This window comes from Sulfitobacter sp. (assembly GCF_036961165.1).
Classification (GTDB): Bacteria; Pseudomonadota; Alphaproteobacteria; order Rhodobacterales; family Rhodobacteraceae; genus Sulfitobacter.
Genome location: NZ_JBALVJ010000016.1, coordinates 45,351 through 70,454 on the forward strand (window position 1 = coordinate 45,351; position 25,104 = coordinate 70,454).

Sequence of the window (25,104 nt, forward strand, 5' to 3'; positions counted from 1 at the left end):
TATGGAACCAAATTTTTAAACAGGATAGTCGAGACGGGCGCACAATGCGGCGTACTGCGGCGCGTGGCCACGGCTGTTGTCTATATCATCAGGGACTTCCCGGCGCGGGCGCGGGGCGATGGACTGGCCCGACCGTCCGCTGTCACCAGACAGCTGGATCAACGCCCGTGCGGCTTCAAAACCGGACCAATAGGGCAGGTCCAGCACATCACACATCTGCTGCATCAACTTGTGAGGCTGTTCGAGAAAGTCCTCGTAGCGGTAGAGTGGCACAGCTTCATACTCGTCCAGAAACAGCATGTAGCGGCGGGCGTATTCGTCCAACGTGAAGGGGGCGAAGCTTGTCCAGTCATTCGACTTCAGCGAGAGAAAGGAATCCAGCGGGTGCCGGACAGTCACGATCCCGCGCACGGGTGCAACCGCGCCAAGTATTTCGGGCATGCCGGTCCGGCTTTCGGGGGAAGGTGCCGTGCAGAACTGCGTGTGTGTGTGGCAGCGGATGACCAGATCCCGCCCCTGTGTGGTGAGGTCTTTCAGAAGGGTCTCTAGCCCACTCTGGAAGATGCGGATCATAGTTTCCTGCGGTATATTGCGCACACCGGTGCTAAGTCCGGCGATCAGGTCTGTCGGCAAAAACCGTATCGGATCGCTTTGGAGGTGGTCGACACTCAGCGGGTCCATTTCATTGAGCAGGATGCTGTTGGGCAGGGCGCCGATGCATTTGCTGATCATTGTCCCGCCGGTACAGGCAAAGTGGTATATCGCCCTGATCGAGGGCGCAGGCGCCACCAATGTTTGTTGCGCCGCGCGGCACTGCGCCAGAAGGGTCGGCAGCGATGGCGGTTCGGACACGCGCTCACCTGAGGCCGCGTGCGAATGTGCACGCAAGCGCGTCAGAATATCCCCCAGCGTGGGAGGCGGAGAGGGGGCATGCGCGCTCATAGTTGCGGGGTGCCCTCAAGGGGTTCACAGGTGGCGATCAAACCCGCGGTAACGTCCTGCAACAGAGCTTCCAGAGCGTTTTTCTGCTCGCTCAGGACGGCATAGCGTCGGCGCAGGTCATCCATGTCTGCATCGCGCAGATCGCGCATCTGCCGCGTGAGTGTGGCAAGCTCGTGGTGGAGTTTGCTGCGCTCGTGCTCCAGTGCATCGCTGCGCTGCGCTGCCTTTTCATGTGCCGCGCCCAGTTGCTGGGTGAGCGTGGCCAGTTCCGTTTGCTGTCTGCTGCGTTCCTGCTCAAGGTGCTCGATGCGCTGAGCTGCAGTTTCCTGCGCCGCGCCAAGCTGCTGGGTAAGCCTGGTGATTTCAGCCTGCATTTCGTTGCGCGTTTGGTCCCTTTCTTGGGCGTGCTGGCCTGCAGCCTCCTTCGCTGCGCCAAGCTGCTGGGTGAGCGTGGCAATCTCGGCCTGCAAGCTGCCGCGCTCCTGCTCAAGGTTCTCAATGCGCTGAGCTGCAGTTTCCTGCGCCGCGCCAAGCTGCTGGGTAAGCCTGGTGATTTCAGCCTGCATTTCGTTGCGCGTTTGGTCCCTTTCTTGGGCGTGCTGGCCTGCAGCCTCCTTCGCTGCGCCAAGCTGCTGGGTGAGCGTGGCAATCTCGGCCTGCAAGCTGCCGCGCTCCTGCTCAAGGTTCTCAATGCGCTGAGCTGCAGTTTCCTGCGCCGCGCCAAGCTGCTGGGTGAGCGTGGCAATCTCGGCCTGCAAGCTGCCGCGCTCCTGCTCAAGGTTCTCAATGCGCTGACCTGCATTTTCATGCGCCGCGTTGAGCTGTCCGGTAAGTGCGGCGATCTCGGCCTGCAAACCCCCACGCTCCTGCTCAAGGCTCTTGATGCGTTGGCCTACATTTTCCTGCGCCGCGTCAAGCTGCTGGGTGAGCGTGGCGATCTCGGCCTGAAGGCCTTCGACCTGCGCGGCGGAGGATTGTTGCACATGGGCCAGAGCCTGCTGCGTGTCATCATGACGGAGCCAGAACTTCAAAAGAACCGGATCATCCAGATACTGATCGACCACCTTGTAGTGTCGTGCATCCAGCGTGTGGGGCAGATCAACCGAGGCAGGCAGGCCTTCATACAAAGGTTTGGCAGTACAGCACATCATCACATGGTCAAACGGGATCACATCCATGCCCGCCAAGGCGTCAACCACCGTTGCGTCTTCTCCGGGGACGTCCAGAATAAGCGCATGAACAGCGTCCGGTGCCAGCTCCAGCGATTGAAACAGTTCCTGCGGGGTGATGGATTTGACGGTTATCATCTCTTCCACTTTGAGACCGGGAAGCACATCAAGCAAGCCGCCGGGCGCCCGCAGGCTACCGTAAGACGCCGCGTTGAAGATATTGAACGATGCATTGCCTGCCTGTGCGGCGATGGCCACAGGTAAGACAGTGACCCTGTTCTCTTTCGCGGCCACGGCTTCCAGCGCGCTGCGCAGGAGCGGATTGGGTTCAACCAGTACAATCCGGCGGGCACGAGTTCCAAGCAAGTCCGGCAGATCGCGCCCGTACCCCGCCCCGAGATAGACGATTGTATCAAGGTCTTGAGTGCGATCAATCTGGTTGATCCACGAGGTCCAAATGCCGCTCACCCGTCAGCTCCTTTTCGCTTCAGCAAAAGCCGGAGTCGCCGCAGCGGGTTCATCATCCGGTAGGTGATTGAAGCCTGAATGCCGTGTATCCAGTTATCAACATCAGCCTTTTCCTGAGCTAGCACCTTGTAGCGGTGACGTTCTGTTTCCAGCTCGGCGCTTTTCGCGCGAATTTGACCATAGCGGGCTTCCAGATCACGCTGGGCCTGATCAAGTTGCTGCATCAAAGCAGTCTGCGCGGATTTGAGGGCAGTACCATCGCGCGCCATCCGCGCCAGTTCGCTATCCATTTCGACCTGACGCTGTTGCATTTTTTCAAGAGCAAGACGGCCCGTTTCCAGCTCTGCTTTCCGCGCGGCAGTTTCTGTCCGTGCGGCTTCGAGTTCGACCAACCGCGCTGCGGTTTCGGCCTGTGCTATTTCAAGCTGGGTGAACATTTCCTCTGCGTAAAGGGTCTGGGCCACGCTCTCGGCCTTGGCGACTTCGAAATCTTTGCGCTGTTGCGCGTAATGCTCGAACGCCTGCATGCCGTCCACGGCATCCGACCGATCGCGGTTTGATAGGTTGAGCGCGCTGGCCTCCAGTTCTCCCGCCAGAATTTGTGCAGACATCTCGCGGCGGACAACGGCGCCGGCAAGCATGCGCAACACCGGATCCTGCGCAGGTGGCGGCGTGTTTTTCAGCATGGTAGATGTTGCCGCACTTAACCCCAGACGGTCTCCCAGCAAGGAGGGATACTGGGCCAGCATATCAAGGTCGATCAGCCAGACCCTGTCACGGTAAGTCTGCAATATATCTGCCAGTGTGGCCGCGGTGGCTTTCCACTCGGTCAGTGCATCAGCGGGTGAGGTTCCGTCGATCATACGCTGGCACAGATAGGCGGCCGGGCGGTCATAAACGATCAGGGCGCGGTTTGCGGCTTGCGCCTGCAAAGCCGCAACAAGGCGCTGCGTTGGCACAATCTCGGCTACGGCCTGTTCTTGCTCCAGCGCGGCGGCAATTCCCGTTTTGCGCAAAGCATCCGCAAGACAAACGATGAGCCTGTCTTGCCCAGGAACATCCAAACGTGCATTGGAAACCGAATTATGTTGGGATGACATGACAACCTACCTTTATTAGTCTGCGCTTTAGGCCAAAATAAGCATCTGGAAAGGCTTACCCCTACCGGCCAAAAGAAAATTCCGCAGCACATAGGGGCATAACGAACTTTACCAAGGAATGTCTACTGTGTGCGATCTGATTGAATGATTAAATTATGCCCTCTGGGTCACTATGCTCACCGCCAGCCGCTGGCCTATACCCCGGTACAGAGCGCTTGCTCAGACTGGTTGCACCTAACGTCCGACCCATCGGGGGCTGATGCGATAATCGTGTCTCATAGCAAAGATCTGGACGCCTGTGCCCCGCACATCAAGGCGGGCGGACGGCTGGTGCTGCTGTCCGAGGAGCCGTTCTGGGACAGTGTTTGGGGCCGCGATCCCTTGCGCCGGTTTCAGAAACATTCCGGTACTACCGGCCCCATACCGTTTGCCTGCCTCAACCACTTCACAAGCGACATATACAACTTTACCGAAATCCCCTACTTCCTGTTGACTGATACGCGCTTTTTCACCCGCTATGCCAGCTGGTTCCGGCGCAATGCCGCGCGCGATGCTGACCAGTGGCGCACGCATTTTGCGGGGACCCGACACCGCGTGGCGTTTCTGGCCGAATACCGCAACGAAGCCCGCTTTGATGTCCGGTATGACGGCCATGATATTTTCGGCATGGGTACATTACGCACGCAGATTGCGCTGGCCTGTAAGGGGCCGGATGTCTTGCGCAGCGGGGCAGGGTGGAACACGCTACCGCGTCGACAGGATCTACCTGACTGGCATCTAGACAAGTTTCTTGATCTGGACGGCCAGTGCCGGATTCTGTCGGCGATCGAAAACACCCATCATGCCAATTATGTGTCAGAGAAGTTTTTTGATGCCTTTGCGGTGGGGGCCGTGCCGCTTTATATCGCCGGGCCGGGCCACCGCGTGCATGATCTTGTTCCGGCGGGATCGTTTATTAATCTCTACGGGCTTGCACCGGACGAAGCCGCCGCCCGCATTGACGCATTCGAACCTGACGCCGCTTTTATCGAAAACTACCGCGCCGCCCAAATGCGTCTGGGCACACTGTTTGGCACCCCTGCAGCCATGGTGCGTGAATACGCCCGGCTTGGCGCTGCGCTAAAGCGTGAACTGGCGGAGGTGTCAGGCAAACAGGAGATGTGAGCTATATGCGCCCCTTGAGCGCCCTTGGGGTGGCTACTGGGTGAAAATTTTGACACAAACAGGAAACAAATCCGGACACATATATGCTCGATATTACCACAACCGATATTCCTGATCTTCTGGTCCTGACCCCTAAACGTCACGGCGACGCGCGCGGCTTTTTTAGCGAAAGCTGGAACAAGGCGCGTATGGCAGAACAGGGACTGAATTATGATTTTGTGCAGGACAATCATTCGCTGTCACGCAGCACCGGAACCTTGCGGGGGCTACATTACCAGTCGCCGCCCCACGCGCAGGCCAAGCTGGTGCGCTGCGGGCGCGGGCGGCTTTATGATGTGGCCGTGGACGTCCGCCGTGGCAGCCCGACCTATGGCCGCTGGTTCGGAATCGAGCTTACCTTCGAGAACGGATTGCAGCTGATGATCCCCGCAGGCTTCCTGCACGGCTTTGTCACCCGCGAACCCGATACCGAGATCATCTACAAATGCACCGACGTCTACGCCCCCGAGTGCGATGGCGCGGTAAAGTGGGACAGCTGTGGCATCGACTGGGAGCTGACAGGGGAGCCAGTGCTGAGTGACAAGGATGCCGCCGCGCCACCGCTTGCCGGTTTCGACAGCCCCTTCGAGTGGAAAGGATAAGACCATGAAGCTTTTGGTGACGGGCGGAGCAGGGTTTATCGGATCTGCCGTGGTCCGGCAGGCAATCGGGCAGGGTCATGCGGTGGTCAACCTCGACGCACTGACCTATGCGGCTTGTCTGGATAATGTAGCATCTGTTGCGGATCATCCCGACTACAGCTTTGTACAAGCCGATATCCGTGATCTCGCCGCATTAGAGACGGTTTTTGCCACTCATTGCCCCGATGCAGTGATGCATCTGGCCGCTGAATCCCATGTTGATCGCTCCATCGACGGGCCGGGGGCCTTCATGGAGACGAACATCACCGGCACCTACAACATGCTGCAAGCCGCGCGTGCCTTCTGGGAAGGTCAGGGCCGGCCTGATGCTTTCCGGTTCCACCATATCTCCACGGACGAGGTGTTCGGCTCGCTGCCCGATGACCCTGCGGTGCAGTTCACTGAAACGACCGCATATGATCCGCGCAGCCCCTATTCGGCGTCCAAGGCGGCAAGTGACCATCTGGTGCGTGCATGGCACGAGACCTACGGCCTGCTCGTGGTGCTGAGCAACTGCTCAAACAATTATGGCCCCTACCATTTCCCCGAAAAACTGGTGCCAGTGATCATCCTCAACGCGCTGGCGGGCAAGCCGCTGCCAATTTACGGCGATGGCTCTAACGTGCGGGATTGGCTCTATGTAGAGGACCATGCCGATGCGCTGCTCACGGTGCTGACACGTGGAGCGGTGGGGCGCAGCTATAACATCGGCGGCGAGAACGAGCTGAGCAATCTTGCTCTGGTGCGCAAGCTTTGCGCCATTCTCGATGAAAAGCGGCCCCGCGATCAGGGATCTTATGCCGATCTGATTACCTTTGTCACCGACCGCCCCGGCCATGATGCGCGCTATGCCATTGACCCTTCGCGCATCCGCACCGAGCTGGGCTGGCGTCCCTCGGTCACCGTGGATGAAGGGCTGGCGCGCACGGTTGATTGGTATCTGGCGAACGAGGCGTGGTGGCGTGCTCTGCAAAATCGCGACGGGGTCGGCAAACGGCTGGGCGTGACCGCATGAGCATTCTGGTTTTTGGCAAGACCGGTCAGGTCGCCACTGAATTGCAACGTCAGGCGCAGGTGACAGCATTGGGCCGCGATCAGGCGGACCTGTCAGATCCTGCCGCCTGTGCCGCTGCGATCCGCGCCCATGCGCCGGCAGTAGTGATCAATGCAGCCGCCTACACCGCCGTGGACCGCGCCGAAGAAGAAGAGGCTTTGGCGCATCTGGTCAACGCCGCGGCACCCGGCGCTATGGCGCAGACCTGCGCCAAACTGGACATTCCGTTCCTGCATGTCTCTACCGATTATGTATTTGATGGCACTGGCACGGAGGCCTGGACTCCGCAGGACCAAACCGCCCCGCAAAACGCCTATGGCCGCACCAAACTGGCAGGCGAGCAGGCGGTGCGTGCGGCGGGTGGCATGCATGCCGTTTTGCGGACGTCTTGGGTGTTCTCTGCCCATGGCGCGAACTTTGTGAAAACCATGCTGCGCCTGTCTGAAACCCGTGACGCGCTGAGCGTTGTGGGTGACCAGATTGGCGGACCGACACCAGCGGCCGATATTGCCGCGACCCTTCTGACCATGGCGGCAGGGATGCAAGACGGGCAGGGCGGTGGCACCTATCACTATGCAGGCACCCCCGCCGCCAGCTGGGCGGATTTCGCACGCGAAACATTTGCACTGGCAGGCAAGGTGGTGACGGTCAGCGACATTCCCACCAGTGACTACCCCACACCTGCCGCACGGCCGCTGAACTCGCGTCTCGATTGTGCCTCATTGGCGGCAGATTTCGGGATTAAGCCGCCCAACTGGCAGGCAGGACTGGCGGCAGTATTAAAGGAGTTGGGACATGACGGTGCGTAAGGGCATTATTCTGGCAGGCGGGTCTGGCACGCGGCTTTATCCCGTCACTCTCGGCATCAGCAAACAACTGCTGCCGATCTATGACAAACCGATGATCTACTATCCGCTTAGTGTGCTGATGCTGGCGGGCATCCGCGAGATCGCAATCATCACCACTCCGCAGGATCAAGAGCAGTTCCGCCGCACACTTGGGGACGGCAGCCAGTGGGGCGTCACGCTCAGCTATATTGTACAACCCAGCCCCGACGGACTGGCACAGGCGTTCATTCTGGCCGAGGACTTCCTTGCAGGCGCGCCGTCTGCTTTGGTGCTCGGGGATAATATTTTCTACGGGCATGGCTTGCCTGAATTGCTGGCTGGCGCAAAGGAAAAGACCGTTGGCGGCACCGTCTTCGGCTACCGCGTTGCGGACCCGGAACGCTACGGCGTGGTTGACTTCGACAAGGATGGCAAAGCCATATCGATTGTGGAAAAGCCGCCCGTGCCCCCGTCAAACTATGCGGTGACCGGGCTTTATTTTCTCGACAGTTCCGCCCCCGAGCGTGCGCGCAAAGTGACGCCCTCCGCGCGCGGCGAGCTTGAAATAACTTCTTTGCTAGAGATGTATTTGCACGACGGGTTGCTGGATGTGCAGCGCATGGGGCGCGGCTATGCGTGGCTGGATACCGGCACCCATGGCAGCCTGCTGGATGCCGGCAATTTCGTCCGCACATTGGAACAACGGCAGGGCCAGCAAACGGGATGTCTTGAGGAAATCGCCTTTGGTCAGGGCTGGATCAGCCGTGATGAGTTAAAGGCGCGGGCCGAGATGTTCCGCAAGAACGATTACGGCGATTACCTGACCCGATTGCTACAGCAGACCGGTTTCGATGCCTACTGAACCGACTGCAGGACCCCCGCACATCGTGATTTTGATGGCGGTTTATAACGGTGCCGACCATCTGGACGAACAGCTTGAGAGCTTTGCTGCACAAACACACACCGACTGGCAATTGCTTGCCAGCGATGATGCCTCACGTGATGGCAGCCGTGTAGTGATCGAGCGGTTTGCCGGCACTGCGGGGCATACCGTTTGCTTGGATGGACCCGCGCTGGGGGGGACGGAAAACTTTATGTCGCTGATCCGCGCGATGCCCGCCCATGCGCCCGATGGCAGCTGGCTTGCGTTCAGCGATCAGGACGATGTCTGGCTGCCCGACCGGTTGCAGCGTGGCATCGCCGCCCTGCAAAAGACGGCTCCAGACCAGCCCGCACTTTATTGCAGCCGCACATGGATCACGAATGAAACCCTTGGTGAGCGGCGGTTGTCCGTCCCGCGCCCGAAGCCTTTGGGGTTTCGCAATGCGCTGGTGCAGAATGTGGCGTCCGGCAACACGATCCTGCTCAACGCGGCGGCGGCCCGTCTTGTGCAGGACGCGGCAAGCGAAGCAACCTGTCCTGTGGTGCATGACTGGTGGGTCTATCAGCTGGTCTCGGGGGCGGGCGGTGTGCTGGTGCATGGCGACACGCCGTCGCTGCTGTACCGCCAGCACGAGGTTAACCAGATCGGGGCCAACGACACCATCCGTGCCAAAATTTTGCGCATGGCAATGCTGTTGAGCGGCACGTTCAGGGACTGGAACGATGTGAACATCGCGGTGCTCGGCCGCTCGGCGCACCGGCTGACGCCGCAGAACCGGCAACTGCTTGAGGCGTTTGACGCGCTGCGCGGCAAGGGGTTGGTCGGGCGATTGAAAGGGTTGAAACGGCTTGGACTTTACCGCCAAAGTCGCAGCAGCACGATGGCCCTCTGGCTCGCGGTGTTTTTGGGCAGGCTGTGACCGGATTTTCGCGCCAGACGGCAAAACCGTGTATCGCGATTGTGGCTAAGGCGTATTGCGACTATTAGGAAGCAGACATTAACAACCGGAAAATAGCAGCGTTATGACCAAGCCCCTTTCGACCGTCACGCCCAACACATGGGAATTTCTGCGCGACGCGATGATCGCACCGACAGGCTTTCGCGAATATGACGCGCGCTGGCAGTACCCTGAGGCGATCAACCTGCCCGGCATCACGGCACTGGGTCTGGGCCTTGGCACGCAGATGCACCTGCGCGGGATTGAGCCAGTCATCGCCGTGGGCAATGATTACCGCGACTATTCGTTGTCGATCAAAAATGCACTGATGCTGGGGCTGATGCAGGCGGGCATCCACGTCAAAGACATCGGCCCGGCCCTGTCGCCGATGGCCTATTTTGCACAATTCCATCTGGATGCGCCTGCGGTGGCGATGGTCACGGCCTCCCACAACCCCAACGGCTGGACCGGCGTTAAAATGGGCTTTGAGCGCCCGTTGACCCACGGCCCTGACGAAATGGATGAGTTGCGCGATATCGTGCTGAACGGCAAAGGTGTTGCGCGCGCGGGCGGCAAATACGAATTCGTCGAAGGCGTGCGCGAAGCCTACCTTGATGATCTGGTCGGCGACTTTAAAATGACCCGCAAGCTCAAGGTCGTTTGCGCCACCGGCAACGGCACGGCCTCTGCTTTTGCACCCGAACTTTTCAAGCGTCTGGGTGTTGAAGTGGTCAACAGCCACAATGAGCTGGATTACACTTTCCCGCACTACAACCCGAACCCCGAAGCGATGGAAATGCTGCACGACATGAGCGCATCCGTGAAAGCCTCGGGTGCTGATTTTGCCCTTGGCTTTGATGGCGATGGCGACCGTTGCGGTGTGGTGGATGACGAGGGCGAAGAGATCTTCGCCGATAAGGTCGGCGTTATCATGGCGCGCGATCTGTCCAAGATTTACCCGAACAGCACGTTTGTGGCGGATGTGAAATCCACCGGCCTATATGCCTCTGATCCTGAGCTGATCGCCAATGGCGTCACAGCGGATTACTGGAAGACCGGCCACTCCCACATGAAGCGCCGCGTCAAGGAATTGGGCGCGCTGGCGGGTTTCGAGAAATCTGGTCACTACTTTTTGGCAGAACCGATCGGGCGTGGCTATGACTGCGGCATGCGTGTCGCGGTGGAAATCTGCAAGCTGATGGACCGCAATCCAGACATGTCCATGTCAGACCTGCGCCGCGCGCTGCCGCTGACCTACTCCATGCCGACCCTGTCGCCCTATGCGGCGGACGAAGAAAAGTACGACATCCTCGCGCGTATCGTCTCTAAACTGGAGAAAATGACCGAATTGGCAGGTCGCAAGGTGGCGCAAGTGGTCACCGTGAACGGCGCCCGCGTGATCCTTGATAACGGCTCTTGGGGGCTGGTGCGCGCATCCTCGAATACCCCCAATCTGGTGGTGGTCTGCGAAAGCTCGGAGAGTGAAGAAGAGCTGCGCGCGATCTTCAAAGCCGTCGATGATGTGATCCGCACCGAACCAGGTGTGGGCGATTATGACCAGACATTCTAAGGTAGGCCTATCATGAAAATCGCGGTTGCCGGTCTGGGCTATGTCGGGTTGTCGAATGCTGTGCTGCTGGCACAGCATAATACAGTGATGGCCGTAGACATTGACCAGACCCGCGTGGACATGGTCAATGGCCGAAAAAGCCCCATCGTAGATACTGATATTTCAGACTTCCTTACCAATCATGATCTGGATCTGAGCGCCACAACGGACAGCGCTGCTGCCTTTGCCGATGCCGATTATATCATTGTGGCCACGCCGACCAACTATGACACCGACACAAACTATTTCGACACCTCCAGTGTTGAAACGGTGGTGTCCAATGCGCTTGATATCAATAAAACCGCCAATATCGTGATCAAATCCACGGTCCCTGTCGGGTTTACCGAGCGTTTGCAGAACGATTTCGACAGCGACCGCATTCTGTTCAGCCCCGAGTTCCTGCGCGAGGGGCGGGCCCTTTATGATAACCTTCACCCCAGCCGTATCATTGTGGGCGGCACCACGGATGCCGCGCATACCTTTGCCGATCTGCTGGTACAGGGCGCCCGCGCCACGGATATCGCGGTGCAATTCACCGGCCCCTCCGAGGCCGAAGCGATCAAGCTTTTTGCCAATACCTACCTTGCCATGCGGGTGGCCTTTTTCAACGAGCTCGACAGCTATGCCATGTCGCGCGGTGTGAACAGCCGCCAGATTATCGAAGGCATCAGCCTCGATCCACGCATTGGCGATCACTACAATAATCCCTCGTTTGGCTATGGCGGCTACTGCCTGCCCAAAGACACCAAACAGCTGCTGGCCAACTATTCCGAAGTGCCGCAAAACCTGATCCGCGCGATCGTGGATGCCAACCGCACGCGCAAGGATTTTCTGTCCGAACAGATCATCGCCCGCAAACCGAAGGTGGTCGGTGTCTACCGTCTGGTGATGAAATCAGGTTCTGACAACTTCCGGCAGTCTTCGGTGCAGGGCATCATGAAACGGATCAAGGCAAAGGGCGTCGAGGTCATCGTCTATGAACCCGCCATGAAAGAAGAGTTGTTCTTCAATTCACGCGTGATCCCCGACCTAGAAGCCTTCAAGGCAGAGGCGGACGTGATCATTGCCAACCGCATGACCGACGACCTGCGCGACGTGGCCGATAAAATCTTCAGTCGGGATTTGTTCGGCGCTGACTGAAAATGATCCGACCTCAGAGAGAAAGGTGGGTTTGGATGTTTGAATCAGCAACTTCGCCGAGGATCAGCCAACCCTTGGTAAAGGCACTGGACGATGTAGGGCTATTACTTCCGATACATGAACGGCAAGCGCGCAACAGATGATGCATGGCCAATGTTCGCGCTCAAGATGTGTGCCGTCTTAACTTGGTTCATCTTGGTCACGTCTCTATTCGCATGACTTTGAGCTGCCTGATTGAGACCGCCACACAAAGCTGACATTCGACCGCCGCCGCGCCGGGATCAAGATGCACGAATAACTTCCGATGGCCGCACCCCAGCGAGCCGCGCCTCGAGCCACCGGATGTAACCATTCAGGTTCTTCGTCGCTGGTTCGCAGAAGGGCTTGATGAACCTGTTGTAGCGGGCGTGCAGAGAATTCACGTTCTGGATGTGATAGCAGCCTGGGGCGACGCGCGGGCTATCGGATTTGCTGGATATAGAAATATTCACAACGCCTCATCCTGGCTTGGCAAAGCATGCCAGTCTTAGAATGCCACATGCTGGCCGCGTCTTCACACCTTATGATACAAAAAGGTTCGGATTGAATTATTGCCACTATGAAGACTGGATCACACAACTTCGATTTATGCTCAATCGGATACCTCGAATAAATGAGGGCGTGCGCATTGCCCGTCAATAATCCCCGCATCGTTGCAATCGGAAACTGCCAAGTCGAGTGGTTCTGCAAGTTCGAGATGCGGGCGACACGGACCAGAATAGGCCTGCCGCGATCCCCTTAAACTACAGCACAGGCGCGCAAGTCATTATAAGACAGACTGAGGCCGCGTTCGACGTATCGACAACTGTAATAAGGAGGCACTGAAATACCTTTTAGGTCGATGCTTACCATGTGGTGCGCAGTCACCTCACGGTGTCATTGAACGGCCAGCGAACAACCACCCTTTTTGTCGTCCACCTGCGGCAGGGTGCCTCAACTTTTCTGACGCCACAGCACATGTGTTGCAAAGCACACTGACTTGCCTGCTGTACCTTGAAGTGCAATCAAGGCACCAACAAATGCGAGAAAGAACGCTATGAATAAAAACGTCCTTGTTGTCGGCGGCGCCGGTTATATCGGCTCGCACACCACGTTGGTCCTGCAAGAGGCCGGGTATACAGCAATCGTCTATGACAACTTTTCCGCCGGTCACCGCGACGCATGTTTCGGCGCAGATCTGGTAGAAGGCGATCTGGCCGATACTGCCAAACTGACACAAACAATGCGGCAGTTCGACATCGGCAGCGTGATCCACTTTGCAGCCCTGATCGAAGCAGGCCAGTCAGTGATCACGCCGCTGCCGTTTTTCCACAACAATGTGGCGGGCACGCTGTCGCTTCTGGATGCGATGAATGCCGCGGGGGTCTCAAAGCTGGTATTTTCCTCCACGGCGGCGGTGTACGGCAACCGGACAGATACGGCCCTTCTGGGCGAGGATCTGCCGCGCACGCCCATCAATCCCTACGGCGATAGCAAAGCCATGGTAGAGACTGTTCTGGAGGCCTGTGCGGCAGCACATGGGTTACAGGCGATTGCGCTACGCTATTTCAACGCCTGCGGGGCGGATGCCCAAGGCCGCTGCGGCGAGCGGCATGATCCCGAAACCCATCTGATCCCGTTGATCCTTCAGGCCGCCCTCGGGCAGCGTCCAGACATCAAGATTTATGGCACTGATTACGACACTCCCGACGGCACCTGTATCCGCGACTATATCCACGTCAGCGATCTTGCGCTGGGGCATGTGGCGGCAGTGGGCCATCTGCTCGAGAACGAGACGCCGGGGTGCACGTCGATCAATCTTGGCACCGGTTCGGGGCAAAGCGTGCGGCAGGTTGTGGAGGCGGTCAAACGCATCTCCGGGCGCGACTTTTCCGTGATAGAGCATCCGCGCAGGGCCGGTGATCCGGCGGCACTGGTGGCAGATGTCGCCCGCGCGCAGGCCGTCCTTGGCTGGCAGGCCAGATACAGCACGTTAGAGACGATCGTGCGTGATGCCTGGAATTTTGCCTGCAAGGCGGGGTGATGTGTGACTGTTCACCGACTTGGGCGATCGTCAGCCATGTATGAAATCAAACGGCTCTTGCTCGATATTGCCTCAGGTTCAGACCGCAGGCCATACCGATTTGGACCTGTGGGCGCATGGGTATGACACGGGTTCTGGTTCTGGGCAGCAGCGGTCGCATCGGCAGGATGCTACGTCAGGCTTGGGCGCTGGACAGCTTGCGTACCCCGAATGCGGATATCGAGCTTGTCTTTCAGACACGGCAGGCGGATCAGAACCGTCCTGAAGATCTGCGCTGGGATATTCTTCGGGAGCCACCGCAAGCGGTGGAAGAGGCCGCCCGGTTTGACTGTATGATTGTCCTGTCAGGGGTTGTCCCCGGACCGGAGGTAGATTTCACGCTCAACACGGCCATCGGAACCGCCTGCGTGACCGCTGCGGCACAGCTTGGCATCCCGCATGTGTTGCTGGCCTCTACATCAGCCGTATACGGCACCGGCAGTGATGACCCTTTTTCCGAGGATGATCCGCTTGATCCTGCCAATGACTACGGCCGCTCGAAGCGGGATATGGAGGCGGCCTGCCACGCGCTGGCAGCTGAGCTGGGTGTTGGCCTGTGCTGTCTGCGCATCGGGAATGTCGCGGGTGCGGATGCGCTGCTGATCAACGGGGCCGCACTGGCACCGGACGAAAAGCTACGGCTGGACACGTTCAAAGACGGCGGCACACCTGTGCGCTCATATATCGGACCGCAAAGCCTTGCGCGGGTGATGCTGTCACTGGTGCGTAACCGCACACAACTGCCTGCCGCCCTCAACATCGCAGCCCCGCACGCGATTACCATGGGCGCTCTCGCTCAGGCCGCGCAAATGCCGCTGGAGCTGCATCTAGCTCGCGATAGCGCGCATCAGTATGTGACGCTGGACTGTGGTGTGCTGGAAACCCTTCACAGGTTTGACCCCACAGAAACGCACCCCTCAGAGATGGTGCGCCAATGGCACATGTTAAGGTAGTTCTGTCCTGTATAGGTCCTGTTTGCCTTTGAAACCCGCGGGCCCTTTATCGCCCGATAAGGCGCCTTCAAAACACAGAAAGTGGTGGAAGATACTTTGTTTTAGCCCGTTTTCAATGTATAATAATGATAGTATGTTAGCGCCAATTTTAACTAAGGATATGATCATGACTGCTACCCCAGATATTAAGAAAGATGAGCGCGCAACAGCGCGTCAGACCGAAGCTAAAGCAGAGCGCGTAACAGCGCGTCAGGCCGAAGTTAAAGCAGAACGCGTAGCAACGCGTCAGGCTGAAGCCAAGGCTGCACGTGAAGCAGCGAAAAAAAGCTAAACGGTAGAAACGCCAGCCACTACATAGCCTGACTGGCGACCCGCCGTCGGCTCAGCTAAAGTAAGCTGGCCATTCTCACAACCGTTATCCCGCATCCGCTCTCGCTGCCTGTTTTCATTGGAGGCGAGAGCGACACGCCTGAGTTCCGCATCAATGACATTGATGCTTTGCGGCCATAAATGCAGGGGTTAATAAGGTATGTTATGTAATATACCAAGATTATCAACCTTCAGTGCCCGCAGATGAACTCCCTTGTGAGAACTGCGCACACTGCATGTGAAATCAACCGATTTTGATCTGAGCCCACAGCCTCCTCACCACATGGAAAGTCCTCGGTGGTAGTGCATTTGCCTCCGGCTCAGGGCCTCTTTGAGCTAGAAGTTCCAGCCGATTAAGTTGGAGCATGCACCACCGTGCCTTCCCGCTGTTCTCAAATCCCAAGACGCGACTTCACAAACAAAACATCGCCTATGCCTTCATTGTAGCTGAAACAAAAACAGCCTCCAGGCAATGCCACCAGTCGGCATTCAGCGATATCCACAGCACCCACACCACATGTAGCTAATTCTCCCAAGCGCTAACAAAATATGCGACCCTTTTATCTTTATCCCTACCGACTTCAAAACAAACGCGTGACCGATAGAAACAAACGTTTTAAGCTCTTAAGAATTATGAATATTACGTTGCTAATTTTTTAGACTGTCAATTTAACTAGGCGGGGACTGTTATGACCGATCCTAAACTGCTGTCTGGCTTGTCGGAACTGCGCGAGGCGCGCCGCGCTTGTCGTGGCCTGATGTGGTCTGCTGCGTTCTTCAGTATTTTCGTAAATCTGTTGATGCTGACAGGTCCACTTTTCATGTTGCAGACATATGACCGTGTTCTAGGCTCGCGCTCGGAAGCGACGCTGGTTGCGCTTTTTGCGTTTGTCGCCTTTCTGTTTTTGGTCATGGGTCTTGTGGATTGGGCGCGCAACCGCCTTCTTACCCGTCTTGGGGCCCGGTTTCAGGCCAAGCTTGACCGTCGGGTGTTCGAGGCCATGCTCAAAAAAGCCTCCATGAACCAAGAGCGCGGTGAAGGCTCCAAAATGGATCAGCAGCTCAAAGACCTTGAAGCTGTGCAGCGCTTTTATGCCTCTCCTGTTTTCTCGTCTTTGTTTGATATGCCCTGGGCGCCGATCTTTCTGATCGGGATCGCCTTTTTCCATCCATGGCTGGGTATGGCGGCTGTCGCGGGGGGCAGCATTTTGATCCTGTCAGCCGTCTTCAACCAGATCTTCACAAAGACCGCGGCGGTCAAATCCGCTGCTGCAAGCTATGTCTCGGATCGCTACTCCGAACAGCTGCAAAACGAAGCCGAAACCATTCGCAGCCTTGGCATGCAATCCAACGCCTTCGAAAAATGGTCAAAGACCCGGAACCGCGCCCTGGAGCAAAGCGTGTCCGCGGCTGACAAAGGCGGAAGCTTCAGCAATTTTTCCAAGACATTCCGGCTGTTCATGCAATCAGCGATGCTGGCACTGGGGGCGTATCTGGTGCTGCTGGGCGAAATCACACCCGGTGTGATGATTGCCGCGTCGATCCTGCTAGGCCGTGCGCTGGCGCCGGTCGAGACGGTGGTGAACCAATGGAGCACAGTACAGCGCGCCAAGCGCGGCTGGGACAGTTTGGTAGAGCTACTGGCCACTGTTCCCGCAGATGCAGTCCAGGTCGAGCTTCCGCGCCCAAGTGCCATTCTCGACATCCAGCAAGTGACCGTGGTGCCCCCGAAAGGCCGTCAGGCAACCCTGCGTCTGTTGAATTTCAATATCCGGCCAGGTGAAGCTGTTGGCATCATCGGACCAAGCGGATCTGGCAAATCAACGCTGGCGCGCGCCCTGACCGGCGTCTGGCCATTGTCGGGCGGCAAGATCACCCTCGATGGGGCGCCACTGACCCAATACCATCCGGCCAAGCTGGCTCAATATATCGGCTACCTACCCCAGAAGGTCTCGTTGTTTGATGGCACCGTTGCCGAAAACATCGCGCGGCTTTCGACCAACTATGATGATGAAAGGGTTGTTGAAGCTGCCAAGAAAGCGGCGGCGCATGAGATGATCCTGAAACTGTCGCAGGGCTATAACACGCCATTGCACGCCATCAGTACAGAGCTGTCCGGCGGACAGATCCAACGTCTGGGGCTTGCGCGGGCATTGTACAGCGATCCGGTGTTGCTGGTGCTGGACGAACCGAACTCGAACCTCGACAATGAGGGGTCGACCGCGCTCAACAACGCGATCAAATCCATCAAGGACAACGGTGGCGCAGTGGTCATCATGGCGCACCGTCCGGCAGCCATCAAGGAATGCGAAAAACTGCTGGTGCTTGAAGACGGCGCACGCAGGGCATGGGGCCCGCGTGAAAAGGTCCTGTCGGAAATGCTCACCAACTTCCAGGCGGTTCGCAAGACCGTCAACGCCAACACCAACACTCCGGGGGGTGTGGTATGAGCAAGATAAAAGAAAAAATGCCCTTCAAGGCAGCGGTGCCGCTTCTTGTAGGATTTGGCACAATCTTGTTGCTGCTCGGTGGATTTACCTACTGGGCGGCGCGCGCGCAAATCGACGGTGCGGTGGTGGCTTCGGGCCGAATGGTGGTGGAACGCAACCGGCACGCGGTACAACACCTGACCGGCGGGGTTGTAAAAGAAATCCTAGTCAAGGAAGGCGACACCGTCCAGGAAAACGACCTGCTGGTCAGGCTGGACCCGACCTTGGCGCTGTCCGAACTCAAGATCGTTGACGGCCAGCTCTATGAACTGATGGCACGCCGCGGCCGTCTAGAAGCCGAGCGCGACGAGATGGAGACAATCGCTTTCGATCCCCGCCTGATTGAGCGGGCCATACACGATCTGGATGTGGAAGCCTTGATGAAGGGCCAGCAAAACCTTTTCGAGGCCCGCGCCGAAAGCCTGAAGGGCGCCATTACTCAATTGAACAACCAGCAGCAGCAGCTTGTAGAGCAAATCCATGGCATCAACGCCCAAATGACTGCAACCGACCGCCAGTTGACGCTGGTCGGCACGGAAACGGTTTCGCAGCAGACCTTGCTGGACAAAGGGCTGGCGCAAAGCTCGCGGGTGTTGGCGCTTCAGCGTGAGGACGCGCGGCTGGCCGGCGCTATGGGGGATCTAACCTCGCGGCGCGCTCAGGCGATGGAACGCAAATCGGAACTGGCCATTCAGGAACTGCAATACCGCGCCAACCGCCGCGAGGAAGCCATTTCTGTCCTGCGCGACCTGCAATACAACGAACTAGAGATGGCCGAGCGCAGCCGCGCGTTGCAGACCCAGCTTGACCAGATGGAAATCCGCGCACCCATCTCCGGCGTCGTCTATGATCTGAAGGTCTATGGACGTCTGTCGGTCATTCGGCCGGCAGAAGCGCTTTTATTTCTGGTGCCACAAGACCGCGCACTGGTAATCGAGGCGCAGATTGAACCACTCAACGTGACCGATGTCCATGTGGCACAGGATGTGATCCTGCGGTTCAGCGCCTTTGACATGCGCGAGACGCCGGATCTGTTTGGTAAGGTGACCCATATTTCACCGGATGCGTTCACCGATGCCCAGACTGGCCGCCCCTTCTACCGCGTCGAGATAAATCTGCCCAAGGAGGAGCTGTCCAAACTCACGGCGGATCAGACGCTCATTCCCGGCATGCCGGTCGATGCGTTCATCCGCACCGGAGAGCACAGCCCGTTGACCTATCTGACGTCGCCTCTGACGCGGTACTTTGGCAAGGCAATGCGCGACAACAGCTGAGCCTGCGCCAGAGGGGAACGACAGGCTTCTCCGCCATACTTACGACACAACACTGACACAATGCCCCCTGCCCGCTGTCCGATATCACATCCGTGATTCGAGCAGCGGGCAGAATCATTTTATTTCACGCGTTTCAAAACTTCTTTGATTATCTTCAAATCGGAAACTGTTTGTTTCTAATTTGAAGATAATGAGTTTGGCGACTTTTCAAACGGCTGTGCATATTGGCGGACGTCCGGTATTCCGGCCCTCTTTTGGCATTGGCGCGCGCAGATCCTTGCCACCCAAAATTGGTGTTTTACGCGAAAACCTGCCTACTTCCCCATAGTATGCTGCGGTTTGAGCGAAAATCTGATATCAGGATTTCAGCACAGCCGTGATATTTAATACGGCGCCCTCCGATTCAGAGCAGCATGCCCCCCCGTGTTGCTGCGAACCGGATTGTTTCATTTCAGGAAACGCATTGTCTTCGGAAATGTGAAAAATGAAACGTAGGCATACCCCCAAATGAGGGTAGTCCGAAATCCCAAAAAGTGGCTGAAATAAGGCAGGTGTCATCACGACTTTGGCATCTACGAGGTAAATTTGTTCTGGCCGCACTGATTTTTAGGCCAGCAGATATTTTTATAATCCTGAGGGGGATAGAATAATGGCTATTAAAACAAAAAACCAAGCATGGAACATGAATCCTGGCACATGGGTCGGCGGAACGCCGCAGTCGGACAATGGTGATTTCAAAGACTCAATTGGTGTGAACCGCGGTAACGGCGGGAACGGCAACGACTATATCGAAGGGAACGACAACTCCAACACCATCTTCGGTGGCAAGGGTGACGACTTCCTTAACGGTGATGGCGGTGACGATTACCTGTGGGGCGATGCGGGTAACGATGCCCTGATCGGTGGCTTCCCTGGTGAAGCAGACGATGGCGACGACCAGCTGTCCGGCGGCAATGGCGACGACGTGCTCGCAGGCGGCTCCGGCGATGACGTGCTGATGGGCGGCAACGGCGAAGATCTGCTGATCGGCGGCTCCGGTGAGGACGACCTGCGCGGCGGCGCCGACAATGACATCCTGCTGGGTGGCACTGGCGACGACAAAATGAACGGCGGCGACGGCGATGACTGCATGGCAGGTCAGGCTGGCGACGACACAATGCGTGGTGGTGACGGCTACGACAAGATGTCCGGCGGCGCCGGCGAAGACATCATGTATGGCCATGCAGGCGACGATACTATGCTCGGTAACGCCGGTGATGACTATATGAACGGCGGCGACGGCGACGACCTCATGGGTGGTGGTTCCGGTCACGACACCATGCATGGTTACAACGGTAACGACTTCATGGACGGTCAAGACGGTGATGACATCATTCTTGGCCAGCGTGGTGAAGACAGCATCTACGGTGGCTGGGGCGATGATGCTATCCAGGGTGGCGGCGATGACGACGTTATCTTCGGTGGTGAAGGCAACGACCGCATCGAAGGCAACGACAACGCTGACTGCATCGATGGCGGCGAAGGCAACGATTTGATCTTTGGTGATAACGCAGACCGCAATCCAGCCGACGGCGAAGCCAGCGACACCATCAATGGTGGCAACGGCGACGATACCATCTATGGTGGCGAAGACGATGACGTCGTCGAAGGCGGCTATGGCCACGACGTCATCCACGGCGACACCGGTAACGACACACTGGCCGGTAACGAAGGCAACGACATCGTTCGCGGCGGCGAAGGCGATGACCACATCCGTGGCAACGACGGCGCCGACACACTGTGTGGTAATGACGGTAACGACATCATCAACGGTGATGACGGTAACGACTACATCAACGGTGGCGAAGGCGACGATTGCCTGGATGGCGGTGCAGGTCGTGACCGTGTCATGGGTGACGATGGCAACGACACCATCGATGGCGGCGCAGATGACGATTGCCTGGATGGCGGCTCGGGCGACGACTACGTCTATGGCGGCGCAGGCAACGACAAGCTCTATGGTGACATGGGTCAGTCCGGTGGTGGTAGCGATACACTGCTGGGTGGTGAAGGTAATGACCGCCTGTTCGGTGGTAAAGATGGTGACTGCCTGATCGCAGATGCTGGTAGCGACACCTTGTTCGGTGGCGCAGACGGTGACGATTTTGTCTTCGGCTACGGCATGGACCTGAACGGTGACGGCGACTGCGACGACAAAGGCGAAACCAGCCTCGACATCGGTGAGAAAAACGTCATCAAGGACTTCGACGACGACCAGGAAGACCGCATTGTTTTCCACTCCGACTTCGAAGGAACTCTGTCTGCCGAGATCTCAGAGAGCGGTGAACATGTTATCATCACATCCAGCTTGGGCGGGTCTGTTATTGTCAAAGGTCTGGTTGCGGAACTGGAAGGTATCGACCCATCCAACCCGTTCTTTGACGAGAGCAAGCTGATCGACTTCCTGACCAAGACCGGTGAAGATGGTGACGGCAAAGGTGTTATCTACTTCGAAGACAAGTGCCTTGAGCCGATCGACTGCGACGCAGATCAAGCATATGCTTACTGTGAGCCAGAGGGCCGCTTCGTGGAAGACTGCTACGAAAAACTGTCTCTGGACGGCATTGGTGACACCACCATTTCCACCACAGAAGCACAGATTGCAGAGCTCTTCGTTGAGCAGGATGCAAACGTATCGCTGAACGGCAGCGCGCTCTACGTCAACCTGATTGCTGAGGACGTCGTTTAAGTTAAGTCAAGAGGGAGACCGCCTTGCGGCGGTCCCTTTCACCATAGGAACAAGGTGCCTCTCGTATGGCCGCCTTCACCGGGAAGGATCGTGCGCGGGACCCACAAGTCTACAGCACGTCCCCCGGGCACCGTCTCTGCAAAGAGGCGGTGCTTCTTCGTTGGGGGCAGGCGATTAGATCAGAAAGTCGTCTACTACCTCAGCAATCGTTGCGTTTTTGATGATCAGCGTATCGTTGCTGCCGAAATCGAAAAATACATCCGCATTGCGTTGTTGAGCGTAGGCCGCAGCCTCGCTGACAGTATTGAAATTGAAGGCCTGAAAATCCAGAACATCCACACCGTCCTGGAAATCAACAACGATGTCGCGGTCCATGCGCGGTCCGAATACAAATGTATCGATGCCGCTGCCGCCGATCACCCTGTCGGTGCCCTCTTGCCCTTCAAGAGTATCGTTCCCGTTGCCGCCCGCCAGCGTGTCGTTGCCAGCACGGCCCCGCAGCCAATCATCACCATGCCAACCCTTGAGAAGTTCCGAGGCCGCATCACCCCGCAGATAGTCATCATACCGCGATCCTATGACGCTCTCGATGGAGATATAGGTATCGCCTTGCGCTTCGCCGGTATTGACACCGGGTACATCCAAATCAACACGAACAGCGGTGCGCGCCCCCATGTAATCGGCCGTATCCGTGCCCGAACTTCCGTTAAGCAGATCCGCACCTTCACCACCACGCAGCCTATCATTGCCATTGCCAGCCGAAATAGTGTCATCACCGCCGCGTCCAACCAGAAGGTCGTTGCCGCCCAGACCTCTTAGCTCTTCGTCATCAAAGGTGCCAAAGAGCCTGTCGTTGCTGTTGGTTCCAACAACGTCCTCCGGGGCATCAACCACCACAGGTTCTGGGTCTGCAGCGGTCCCGCCGTCCAGCACAACCTGCCCGTCAGTGGCCGCAAAGTTTTGCGTGATCATCACGACAGTGAAGCCCTTGTATTCACCGATCCTGATTCCGATCCCGACATATTCATGACTGGCATTCAGGATGTTGGCACGGTGGCCCGAGCTGTTCATCAGGTTGTTGTGAATATCTTCGACATCGTCGGAGTAACCTTCGGCGCCCCGGATGCTCTGAAAGCCAATATTTTCAGCGGATCGCCAGCTTCCCGAAAAGTCAAAGTTGGCTGCGACCATGCGATCGTTGGACGAACTTCCCCCCACGCCGGTGTGGGAAAATATATCCTGATCCAACATCCACTGGCTGTGTTCATCTGCGGAATCGTTCAACCGTTGTTCCAGTTTCAGATCCGACAATCCTGCCGCCCGACGTTCCTGATTGATCAGGTCGAGCATCTCTCTTTCAATTAGATTTGCAACTGACATTGCCTGCCCTTTTTTGTGTCCACTACTGAGGGCAGAAGCTGGCACGAGCAAAAAATTAGAGCAACCTGACCGGTAAATTTGCTCGGATACCCGCCTATTTTGTTGCGCGAACGGCGCGATCCCGCCTCTTTATGGCCGGAGAAAGACGCCCAAAAGGCGCTGATATGAGCAGAAAATGCCTAAAAACAAAGTCCTGACACATTCTACGGCTGAACCCTTCCCAATGTGCCGATCCCCGTCGCCGCCGGAAGAATCGATTCATAATACAGGCTGATCAACTCGCTTTGACGGTGCGTGCCGGTCTTGGCAAAGATCTGCTTCATATAGCTACGCGCTGTCGCCACCGACAGCATCGCCTCTTCGGCAGCCTGTGCGATCGTCAAACCGCCAATGATGCTGCGGGCGATCTTACGCTCGGATGCGGTCAGATCGTAGGTGTCGCAAAACGTCTCGCATATCTTGGTATGGTCCAGCTGTTCCGTCTCAAACATAATCAGCGCCAGCGGGGAGGATGAGTCGACCAAAGGCATGACCAGCAACAACTGCGATCCGCCTTTGCCACCAGTGATTGATACTGTCGACGTTTTCTTCTCCTCCGAGGTCGCCGCCATAATCGCAAGATGCAGCGCACTCATATCCGCGGCGGCGCCCACAAACCGGTTGTTTTCGATATTCAGTCCAGAGACGCATCCCACGCTCTTTTTCCTGCCCCGGCCGTCATGCACGATTTCACCCGTTCGCGAGACAACCACGATGCTGATGGACAGCGCCCGCGTCGTGCATCTCAGGATATTCTCCTGCCATTCAGCTTGCGAGGTTACCATCTGGTTCAGTTGCAACTGGACATACGCCATACCCATTTTGACCATTGCCTGCTGCATCTCCGGATCCTGGTCCGCGCACTTCTTGAAGGCGATAATCGGAGCCAGCTTCCCCACAAATTCACCAATACAAATCCGGTGGCATCCCGCATCCACCCAAACGCAATCGCCATCCATGATATCAGGTGCAAAAGTTTCAGGTCCGTCCCCGGGACTGCGGCTGATTGTGAAATGCAAGGCAAGGCGCAGTTCGACCGTTTTGACCAGTTCGCTTACGCTTTCCTCACCATGGGACGGACAGCGCCCTACCCACGACTCTACAATTCTTTTTGTGTCGATGTTTACGTATGCCATCAAAATATATGGCATACGGCTAGATTGGCAAAAATGGCTGGCAAAATCTACTTTATTACCATGGACTTTCGCTCTTTGACGAAAAACATGCATATGTCTGATCCATAAAATTATTCTCTTTAGAAAAAATTCAAACCATTTAAAAGTACTCAAAAATCAGGTGCGCATTCGATAAATTACAAGTTGCAGCCTGATAGGAGACGTCCTGCGAACTAAATGCGCATTAAGGACGTGCCCGTGGTATTCTATTCAATATAAAGTCTGAAAAATTTCCACCCCCAATCGGAAATTACAATTTGAACCGCCCGAAGCCCAAAAAAAGGCAGAGCGGGTCTCACCCCCAAGTGAGGGTAGATTATCAAATTTCTGTGTTTTAGGCAATAAATTTACCATAAAAATGGGGCTCCGGTCACTGTCGTGAGACAAAAGCAGCCAGAAGAAATTCATATTTTGAATTCAGCACAGTAGCGGGTGTATCGCCGCGCGCGCCCACCCCGATTACTAAAAGAATCGTCGGCTTGAAAATTTCAAGGCGTTGAAGGTTGCGAATCGTGCTTAATCCGCAGCTTGCACACCTAAGAAATTTGGCACTATTCCGAAAATAAGCCGACTGAAGTGGTCCTGCTTTTTAGGACAGTTTTGCGGCTTGGCTAAGATGCATC

Annotated in this window: 19 protein-coding genes; 14 read left to right on the plus strand and 5 right to left on the minus strand. The window is 56.9% G+C overall.

Annotated elements, in window-relative coordinates; genetic code table 11:
* Positions 1-15: 15 nt before the first annotated feature.
* The 3 genes from V7730_RS09535 to V7730_RS09545 are packed head-to-tail and all read right to left on the minus strand — an operon-like array spanning position 16 to position 3,679.
* Positions 16-942 (minus strand): hypothetical protein, encoded by a 927-nt coding sequence (locus V7730_RS09535; protein ID WP_335747367.1) that lies wholly within the window; start codon positions 940-942, stop codon positions 16-18.
* The gene (locus tag V7730_RS09540) at positions 939-2,579 is read right to left on the minus strand and encodes a hypothetical protein (protein ID WP_335747368.1); all 1,641 of its coding nucleotides are present in this window, start codon (positions 2,577-2,579) and stop codon (positions 939-941) included. Before V7730_RS09540 ends, V7730_RS09535 begins: the two co-directional genes overlap by 4 nt.
* Positions 2,576-3,679, minus strand: a complete 1,104-nt coding sequence (locus V7730_RS09545) for a hypothetical protein (protein WP_335747369.1) — start codon at positions 3,677-3,679, stop codon at positions 2,576-2,578. The genes V7730_RS09540 and V7730_RS09545 overlap by 4 nt, the downstream gene beginning before the upstream one ends.
* Before the next feature lie 270 nt (positions 3,680-3,949).
* On the opposite strand from V7730_RS09545, the gene V7730_RS09550 reads away from it, so the two are divergent.
* The 14 genes from V7730_RS09550 to V7730_RS09615 all read left to right on the plus strand — a co-directional run bounded on the left by V7730_RS09550 (position 3,950) and on the right by V7730_RS09615 (position 21,887).
* On the plus strand, positions 3,950-4,843 hold the full coding sequence (locus V7730_RS09550; protein WP_335747370.1) for a glycosyltransferase family 10 domain-containing protein: 894 nt from the start codon (positions 3,950-3,952) through the stop codon (positions 4,841-4,843).
* A gap of 83 nt (positions 4,844-4,926) precedes the next feature.
* Positions 4,927-5,484 carry a dTDP-4-dehydrorhamnose 3,5-epimerase gene (gene rfbC, locus V7730_RS09555; protein WP_335747371.1) on the plus strand — a complete coding sequence of 186 codons (558 nt, stop codon included), beginning with the start codon at positions 4,927-4,929 and terminating at the stop codon, positions 5,482-5,484.
* A 4-nt stretch (positions 5,485-5,488) separates the two neighbouring features.
* On the plus strand, positions 5,489-6,538 hold the full coding sequence (gene rfbB, locus V7730_RS09560) for a dTDP-glucose 4,6-dehydratase (RefSeq protein ID WP_335747372.1): 1,050 nt from the start codon (positions 5,489-5,491) through the stop codon (positions 6,536-6,538).
* Positions 6,535-7,386 carry a dTDP-4-dehydrorhamnose reductase gene (rfbD, locus tag V7730_RS09565; RefSeq protein ID WP_335747373.1) on the plus strand — a complete coding sequence of 284 codons (852 nt, stop codon included), beginning with the start codon at positions 6,535-6,537 and terminating at the stop codon, positions 7,384-7,386. Before rfbB ends, rfbD begins: the two co-directional genes overlap by 4 nt.
* Positions 7,373-8,266 (plus strand): glucose-1-phosphate thymidylyltransferase RfbA, encoded by an 894-nt coding sequence (gene rfbA / locus V7730_RS09570; RefSeq protein WP_335747374.1) that lies wholly within the window; start codon positions 7,373-7,375, stop codon positions 8,264-8,266. Before rfbD ends, rfbA begins: the two co-directional genes overlap by 14 nt.
* 34 nt (positions 8,267-8,300) lie before the next feature.
* On the plus strand, positions 8,301-9,206 hold the full coding sequence (locus V7730_RS09575) for a glycosyltransferase (RefSeq protein WP_335747375.1): 906 nt from the start codon (positions 8,301-8,303) through the stop codon (positions 9,204-9,206).
* Positions 9,207-9,309: 103 nt separating this feature from the next.
* Complete coding sequence (locus V7730_RS09580; protein WP_335747376.1) at positions 9,310-10,794, plus strand: phosphomannomutase/phosphoglucomutase; 1,485 nt, start codon at positions 9,310-9,312, stop codon at positions 10,792-10,794.
* A gap of 12 nt (positions 10,795-10,806) precedes the next feature.
* Positions 10,807-11,973: a nucleotide sugar dehydrogenase gene (locus tag V7730_RS09585; protein ID WP_335747377.1), complete on the plus strand. Its 1,167-nt coding sequence runs from the start codon at positions 10,807-10,809 to the stop codon at positions 11,971-11,973.
* Positions 11,974-13,048: 1,075 nt separating this feature from the next.
* The gene (galE, locus tag V7730_RS09590; protein ID WP_335747378.1) at positions 13,049-14,035 is read left to right on the plus strand and encodes a UDP-glucose 4-epimerase GalE; all 987 of its coding nucleotides are present in this window, start codon (positions 13,049-13,051) and stop codon (positions 14,033-14,035) included.
* A gap of 122 nt (positions 14,036-14,157) precedes the next feature.
* Entirely contained in the window at positions 14,158-15,027 is an 870-nt protein-coding gene (locus tag V7730_RS09595; RefSeq protein ID WP_335747379.1) for an NAD-dependent epimerase/dehydratase family protein, read from the plus strand.
* A gap of 166 nt (positions 15,028-15,193) precedes the next feature.
* Positions 15,194-15,358, plus strand: a complete 165-nt coding sequence (locus V7730_RS09600) for a hypothetical protein (protein ID WP_335747380.1) — start codon at positions 15,194-15,196, stop codon at positions 15,356-15,358.
* Positions 15,359-16,085: 727 nt separating this feature from the next.
* Entirely contained in the window at positions 16,086-17,846 is a 1,761-nt protein-coding gene (locus tag V7730_RS09605; protein ID WP_335747381.1) for a type I secretion system permease/ATPase, read from the plus strand.
* Positions 17,843-19,159, plus strand: coding sequence for an HlyD family type I secretion periplasmic adaptor subunit (locus V7730_RS09610; protein ID WP_335747382.1), 1,317 nt, complete (start codon positions 17,843-17,845; stop codon positions 19,157-19,159). The genes V7730_RS09605 and V7730_RS09610 overlap by 4 nt, the downstream gene beginning before the upstream one ends.
* Before the next feature lie 649 nt (positions 19,160-19,808).
* Positions 19,809-21,887, plus strand: a complete 2,079-nt coding sequence (locus tag V7730_RS09615; RefSeq protein WP_335747383.1) for a calcium-binding protein — start codon at positions 19,809-19,811, stop codon at positions 21,885-21,887.
* Between the two features lie 174 nt (positions 21,888-22,061).
* Here the strand turns inward: V7730_RS09615 and V7730_RS09620 are convergent, their stop codons facing one another.
* Together V7730_RS09620 and V7730_RS09625 are read right to left on the minus strand one after the other, a co-directional pair.
* Entirely contained in the window at positions 22,062-23,267 is a 1,206-nt protein-coding gene (locus tag V7730_RS09620; protein ID WP_335747384.1) for a CAP domain-containing protein, read from the minus strand.
* Between the two features lie 203 nt (positions 23,268-23,470).
* Positions 23,471-24,535, minus strand: coding sequence for a helix-turn-helix transcriptional regulator (locus V7730_RS09625; protein WP_335747385.1), 1,065 nt, complete (start codon positions 24,533-24,535; stop codon positions 23,471-23,473).
* Positions 24,536-25,104: the final 569 nt, after the last annotated feature.

What these genes read in the sequence shown, in the direction of transcription:
- V7730_RS09580 (WP_335747376.1), top strand. Translation starts at nt 9,310, where the DNA reads ATGACCAAGCCCCTTTCGACCGTCACGCCCAACACATGGGAATTTCTG.
- V7730_RS09620 (WP_335747384.1), bottom strand. Translation starts at nt 23,267, where the DNA reads ATGTCAGTTGCAAATCTAATTGAAAGAGAGATGCTCGACCTGATCAAT.
- V7730_RS09595 (WP_335747379.1), top strand. Translation starts at nt 14,158, where the DNA reads ATGACACGGGTTCTGGTTCTGGGCAGCAGCGGTCGCATCGGCAGGATG.
- V7730_RS09615 (WP_335747383.1), top strand. Translation starts at nt 19,809, where the DNA reads ATGGCTATTAAAACAAAAAACCAAGCATGGAACATGAATCCTGGCACA.
- V7730_RS09535 (WP_335747367.1), bottom strand. Translation starts at nt 942, where the DNA reads ATGAGCGCGCATGCCCCCTCTCCGCCTCCCACGCTGGGGGATATTCTG.
- rfbD (WP_335747373.1), top strand. Translation starts at nt 6,535, where the DNA reads ATGAGCATTCTGGTTTTTGGCAAGACCGGTCAGGTCGCCACTGAATTG.
- V7730_RS09610 (WP_335747382.1), top strand. Translation starts at nt 17,843, where the DNA reads ATGAGCAAGATAAAAGAAAAAATGCCCTTCAAGGCAGCGGTGCCGCTT.
- V7730_RS09585 (WP_335747377.1), top strand. Translation starts at nt 10,807, where the DNA reads ATGAAAATCGCGGTTGCCGGTCTGGGCTATGTCGGGTTGTCGAATGCT.
- V7730_RS09545 (WP_335747369.1), bottom strand. Translation starts at nt 3,679, where the DNA reads ATGTCATCCCAACATAATTCGGTTTCCAATGCACGTTTGGATGTTCCT.
- V7730_RS09605 (WP_335747381.1), top strand. Translation starts at nt 16,086, where the DNA reads ATGACCGATCCTAAACTGCTGTCTGGCTTGTCGGAACTGCGCGAGGCG.
- rfbA (WP_335747374.1), top strand. Translation starts at nt 7,373, where the DNA reads ATGACGGTGCGTAAGGGCATTATTCTGGCAGGCGGGTCTGGCACGCGG.
- rfbC (WP_335747371.1), top strand. Translation starts at nt 4,927, where the DNA reads ATGCTCGATATTACCACAACCGATATTCCTGATCTTCTGGTCCTGACC.
- V7730_RS09575 (WP_335747375.1), top strand. Translation starts at nt 8,301, where the DNA reads ATGGCGGTTTATAACGGTGCCGACCATCTGGACGAACAGCTTGAGAGC.
- V7730_RS09600 (WP_335747380.1), top strand. Translation starts at nt 15,194, where the DNA reads ATGACTGCTACCCCAGATATTAAGAAAGATGAGCGCGCAACAGCGCGT.
- V7730_RS09625 (WP_335747385.1), bottom strand. Translation starts at nt 24,535, where the DNA reads ATGCATGTTTTTCGTCAAAGAGCGAAAGTCCATGGTAATAAAGTAGAT.
- rfbB (WP_335747372.1), top strand. Translation starts at nt 5,489, where the DNA reads ATGAAGCTTTTGGTGACGGGCGGAGCAGGGTTTATCGGATCTGCCGTG.
- galE (WP_335747378.1), top strand. Translation starts at nt 13,049, where the DNA reads ATGAATAAAAACGTCCTTGTTGTCGGCGGCGCCGGTTATATCGGCTCG.